Below are 4,249 nucleotides of genomic sequence, written 5' to 3' on the forward strand. Positions count from 1 at the left end.
GACCAAGAGTAGTCAAGAGGGTGAAGAAACACGCTACTTTATCTTGAGTAGTCAGGTTAGTGCGAAGGAATTATGCGACTATGTACGAGGTCATTGGCAGATAGAGAGTATGCATTGGTTATTAGATATTGTTTTTCGAGAAGATGCGAATAAAACTTTGAACAAGCAGTTAGCGTTTAATTTGAATGTGATGGACAAATTCTGCCTAGCTGTCCTAAAACGGTTGGATTTTGGAAAGAAAATGAGCATGCGTCGTAAGAAATATGTCCTTAGTCTATCCTTTGACCAGTATTTAAAACGATTACTTTAAATCAAAAAAGTGTTTGAGGTAGAAAAAAGCCGAAGACCGTTTCATGCGTTTGTCGTGCTGAAAACCGGATGAGGCTAGCTCTTCGATAAGAGTTGTGGTAAAATAGGTCATGGGATTAGCTCCTTTAGGTAGGTTGGGTTTTATTTTCTACTTTAACAGGATCTAGTCCTTTTTTCTATTTACACAAACTAGTTTACAGTACCGATTTTGAACTCATCTTGGCTAATCCAGCACACATGAGAACTATCCCTGGTAAAAAAACAGATAAGAAGGATGCATTGTGGATTGCCAAACTCACCCGTATCGGACTTCTTCCAAAAAGTTTTGTACCCGAGGAAAGGATTCAGGAGATGAGAGAGTTGACCTGTCAACGAAAACATCATGTAGAAACACGTAACCGAGAAGTGAATCGGATTCACATGATTCTTCAATCAGGTGGTATCAAGCTCACTACCTATATTGAAGATATTATGGGGCGTTCCGGCCACAATTTGATGAATCTTATGGTTAAGGGAGAAAAGATAACTCCTAAAGCCATTCGAGACAATGTATACACTAGTTTAAAACGAAAAGTGCCTCAGATCGAAAAAGCCTTGGATGGTTATTTTTCTGAACATCATCGGTTTATGCTTGAGGAGTCCTTAGAGATATATGATTTCTACCAAAGGAAAATCCACTCATTAGAAGAACGAATAGAGCCTTATCTCGCCGAATATGAGAGAGAAGTAGACATTTTAGAGAGTATACCAGGAATTGACCGCATTACGGCTTCTGTCTTTCTAGCAGAAGTTGGTGCTGATATGAATCAGTTTCCAACAGTTGGACAGTTGAGTTCATGGGCGGGCTTATGCCCAGGGAATCATGAGAGTGCAGGCAAGAAGAAAAGTACTAGGATACGACATGGAAATGCTTACTTGAAGAAAAGCCTCTGTCAAGCTGCTTTTGCGGCCAAGCGACAGAAAGGAAGTCCAATATCCCAACGATTTAACAGATTACGGGCTAGAAGAGGACCACAGAAAGCCACGATTGCCATTGCTCATTACTTACTGAAACTAGCCTACGAACTCTTATCAACGAATCGAACCTATTCTGAATATTACCAACAAAAAAGATTGTTAGAGACGAGCTAACAATCGAATACCTTAAAAATTTTCACCTACAGTATATCATAGGGGAGGAGTTTTTGCACTTTTTTAGTTTTCGTATAAAAAGATTTTGATTTTTGAGATTCTTTATCATCAAATCTTCAAATTGATAAATTAGATACAAAAAGCGAACAAAACAGAATTCTGAGTGTCAGAAAACTAGTTTTGTTCGCTTTTTATATTTAGGCTTGGACTTTTGTCCCAAACTCTTTTCTATTAGCAAGGTACAATGTCGCCATTACCGTTACTATAATAACCATAGCATGTTCCTGCTTGGGCTGTTGTTGTTGAGAATACTGCTCCTAATGTAATTGCAATAAGAGCAACTGCAAACAATTTTTTTAACATAGGTTGCGGAACTCCTTTCTACATGATACAATTAATGATATAATTTTTTGAAAATTAATTCAATACAGAAAAGAGAGAAGAATCAGAAAATGAATATCATCATTCGTCCTGAAAATATTGACATTTTACAAAACAAGTTACTTTTACCTAGTCTTATACATATGATCATGTTGAAACACTCTTCAATTACACAATCACCTCTTTATCAAGAGCCGATTGTAAAAGATGATTCCATTTCCATACGTTTCGTTACAGAAAGAGAATTGTCTAGTGAACAAGAAGAGGAAGTGAGAACCAAGATATCTAATTTATTACATTATTTTTTTATTATGAGTGGGGAGAAGGTTGAAGTTAAATGGGAAAATTGAATAAAGCAAAAATGATTGAATTATTGTTAATGTTAATTGTAGCTTCTTCTGCTTTCTTTATTGGTAAGGCTATCATGGGTTTTAAAGAATCTAATGACTACAGAACTTCAGTTGTTAATTTTGAAAGAGTAGCAACTGAAGAAGTAGAAGATTTACAATCAAAAAATAAATCTTTTATATTATATACAGGTAGAAAGACATGTCCCTACTGTAGAATTTTTGTTCCCAAGTTGAAAGTAGCTTCTGAAAAATCATAGATAAAAATATATTATTTAGATAGTGAAGATTATAAAACAAATCAAAAATTGATGAATTTCCGCAAGGATTATAATATTCCTTCTGTCCCCTCTCTTGTTCTATTTAATGGAAATGTGAAGGTAGATGAGTTGGATATAGATGATAAAATTACTGTAGAACAAATTGAACAATTTTTAGTCCAATAATCAGATGCTTCATGATAAAGGTTATATAGTTTGATAAATAAATACACGGGAAATTTTATTCTTCGTGTTTTTATTTTTACACAAATGGAGTTACAGGTTGTCTTCACGGGTCAAGGTTCGTGCCAAGCTGGTCGTTGCCAAAGACCTCTCTCGTGAGGAATTAGAAGTAGCAGCCTTAGCAGATGAAAAAATCCAAGCAGAAATTGCGGGCAAAGACATCGTAAAAGTCATTGCCGTACCAAATAAACTAGTCAATATCGTTGTCAAATAGAACACGGAATCGCCTTGCTTTGCAGGGCGGTTTTTAGTATCATCGGGAACATGTTTGGAAAAAGTATGATATACTAGTAAAAACCGATATATAGGAGCAGTGCGATGATTGAGAAAAAGGAATTGGGAGAATTTTACCGTGAATTGCGTATCGCTCGCGGTTCTTTGACTGGAGATGACGCATTAGAAATTGATAGAGAAGGTCATTGGAAAGCATTACGTCCGGGGAAGGTGAGGCTCACTATCAGCTCTGCCTCCGATAGTCCTCAATTTAATGAAGAATTTGAAAAATATGGACTTGTTTCAGGAGAAGGTGAGGATACTACAGCTGATCTTCGCTTTACAGAACGCAATATTGAAATTCTTCCAGCAACTACAGAAACGAGTCCCGTATACCGCCTCTACCATGCAGGTTTGCAAGTCCATCTTTACACAACGGATGCCAATGAAAATGCTGTCTTGGCTAATCGTGGTTGGCGTCAGGAAGGTGAGGCATACCGTTCTAGCGGAGAGATTCCTGTATACCGCCTCTACCATGCAGGTATCAAGAAACACCTATATACCCGTGATGAAAACGAGAAAAACGTCCTCTCAACTCGTGGTTGGCGTTACGAAGGTGTAGCTTGGAACGTGGAGAAATAACCTCTACGCTACCATTCGTGGTAATGGGAAAGATACTCAAGTTATTGATTTTTTGTGGTACAATGGATAGCATGGACATCAAAAACAGCTATAGTCAAGAAGAAAAAGAGTATTTCATGGGGGAGGCTTTGAAAGAAGCAGAACGCTCCTTAGCAAAAGACGAGATTCCGATTGGATGCATCATTGTCAAAGACGGTGTTATTATTGGCAGAGGGCACAATGCGCGTGAGGAGCAAAATCAGGCAATCTTACATGCAGAAATCATGGCCATTCAAGAAGCTAATCAGCAAGAAAAAAATTGGCGCTTGCTTGATACAACTCTCTTTGTGACTATTGAACCGTGTGTTATGTGTAGTGGGGCGATTGGTCTAGCGCGGATTCCGCAGGTCATTTACGGCGCGCCAAATCAGAAATTCGGTGCCGCAGGCAGTCTCTATAATATCTTGCAAGATGAACGCCTGAATCATCGTGTGGCTGTTGAATCAGGTATTTTAGAAGATGAGTGCGCTAGGATAATGCAGACGTTTTTCCGTCAAGGACGTGAGAAAAAGAAGGCTCTCAAGCAAGTTCAGGAGTCTCAAGAACAGAAGACCGATCACGCCAAACGCATGAAGAAAAGATAGTTTTCAGAAAACGACATACATAGTGACAAAATCAATCAAAGTAGTAAACTAGAGATAGAGGTGACTACAATGATTGATTTTCTCGTTTCCATAGACTCCC

The 4,249-nt window shown here is 38.0% G+C and carries 6 protein-coding genes and 2 pseudogenes; 7 read left to right on the top strand and 1 reads right to left on the bottom strand.

The window, feature by feature from the left end:
* Both ABPH35_RS10460 and ABPH35_RS10465 read left to right on the top strand, forming a co-directional pair.
* Positions 1–310 (top strand): ISAs1 family transposase (locus tag ABPH35_RS10460; RefSeq protein ID WP_349988132.1); only part of this gene is annotated, 310 nt, incomplete at its 5' end.
* A gap of 203 nt (positions 311–513) precedes the next feature.
* Positions 514–1,440: pseudogene (locus ABPH35_RS10465) on the top strand (IS110 family transposase); the annotation flags it as partial.
* 231 nt (positions 1,441–1,671) lie between these two features.
* Here the strand turns inward: ABPH35_RS10465 and ABPH35_RS10470 are convergent.
* Complete coding sequence (locus ABPH35_RS10470; RefSeq protein WP_349989611.1) at positions 1,672–1,803, bottom strand: hypothetical protein; 132 nt, start codon at positions 1,801–1,803, stop codon at positions 1,672–1,674.
* Positions 1,804–1,892: 89 nt separating this feature from the next.
* Here ABPH35_RS10470 and ABPH35_RS10475 point away from each other — a divergent pair, with 89 nt between their 5' ends.
* The 5 genes and pseudogenes from ABPH35_RS10475 to tadA all read left to right on the top strand — a co-directional run bounded on the left by ABPH35_RS10475 (position 1,893) and on the right by tadA (position 4,149).
* Positions 1,893–2,171 carry a hypothetical protein gene (locus tag ABPH35_RS10475; protein WP_349989612.1) on the top strand — a complete coding sequence of 93 codons (279 nt, stop codon included), beginning with the start codon at positions 1,893–1,895 and terminating at the stop codon, positions 2,169–2,171.
* Positions 2,159–2,428, top strand: a complete 270-nt coding sequence (locus ABPH35_RS10480) for a thioredoxin domain-containing protein (RefSeq protein ID WP_349989613.1) — start codon at positions 2,159–2,161, stop codon at positions 2,426–2,428. The genes ABPH35_RS10475 and ABPH35_RS10480 overlap by 13 nt, the downstream gene beginning before the upstream one ends.
* A gap of 298 nt (positions 2,429–2,726) precedes the next feature.
* Positions 2,727–2,885, top strand: a pseudogene (locus ABPH35_RS10485) (class I tRNA ligase family protein); the annotation flags it as partial.
* Positions 2,886–2,989: 104 nt separating this feature from the next.
* The gene (locus ABPH35_RS10490) at positions 2,990–3,526 is read left to right on the top strand and encodes a hypothetical protein (protein WP_349989614.1); all 537 of its coding nucleotides are present in this window, start codon (positions 2,990–2,992) and stop codon (positions 3,524–3,526) included.
* Between the two features lie 71 nt (positions 3,527–3,597).
* A complete protein-coding gene (tadA, locus tag ABPH35_RS10495) occupies positions 3,598–4,149 on the top strand; it encodes a tRNA adenosine(34) deaminase TadA (RefSeq protein WP_349989615.1) in 552 nt (183 codons plus the stop codon).
* Positions 4,150–4,249: the final 100 nt, after the last annotated feature.

Source organism: Streptococcus handemini (assembly GCF_040984445.1).
Taxonomy (GTDB): Bacteria; Bacillota; Bacilli; order Lactobacillales; family Streptococcaceae; genus Streptococcus; species Streptococcus handemini.